Raw genomic sequence first — 761 nt, 5'->3', positions numbered from 1 at the left:
TTCTCCAGCTGCCCGTCATGGATGGCCTTGGGCATGCCAGGCAGCTTGTGTTTCTGAAAGAAGGTCTGCTGCAGGTCGCCGTCGGTGTCGCGCACCAGCGACAGGGGCCGGTCCTGAATGTGCGGCAGCATCTTGTCGGCAACCGCGGCGTAGTAGGCAGCGAGCGTCGACTTTGTCACCTTGGTTCCGGGATACATGACCTTGTCTGGATGCGTGAGCTTGACGCCGACCGCAGCGGCGATCTCCTTGCCGATCGCCGGATCGAGATCGGCGGAGCCAGGCGTAGCCGGGGTCTTCGGTATCTCCATCACCACCTGGTCGGCGCGCTTGTCTTCGCGCATGCCCTGAAAACTTGGATGCCGCAGGCTGCCGTCCGGTGTCACTTCGGCATAGGTAACCTCGGCAACGAGTTCGGGCTTTACCCATCGGGCGCGTCGCGCAATGTCGCGGGGCACGGAGACGAAGGCGGGCTTGTCCAGAGGCCGCTTCTCCAACTGCGCGAGAATGGATTTGCGCATCGCCTCGGTGAACCCGGTGCCGACGCGGCCGCGGTAGATCAGCTTTCCGTCCTCATAGGTACCAAGGATCAGCGACGCCATACCGCGGCCGGTGTCGCTTGGGCGGTAGCCGCCGACAACAAATTCCTGTCGTTTCGTGCGCTTGATCTTCAGCCAGGCGGCAGTCCGATCGCCGACATAGCGGCTGTCCGCGCGCTTGGCGATGATGCCCTCGTGGCCCCCGGCGCACATGGTCTCGAAGAC

General features: G+C 63.7%; 1 pseudogene. It reads right to left on the bottom strand.

From position 1 onward, the window contains the following. Window positions 1-761, bottom strand: a pseudogene (locus EOA13_RS37350) (DNA ligase D); the annotation flags it as partial.

This window comes from Mesorhizobium sp. M7A.F.Ca.US.011.01.1.1 (assembly GCF_003998295.1).
In the GTDB taxonomy this organism is placed as follows: domain Bacteria; phylum Pseudomonadota; class Alphaproteobacteria; order Rhizobiales; family Rhizobiaceae; genus Mesorhizobium.
Note: the sequence above shows the minus strand (reverse complement) of the source record. Positions and strands in the feature narration are given on the sequence as shown.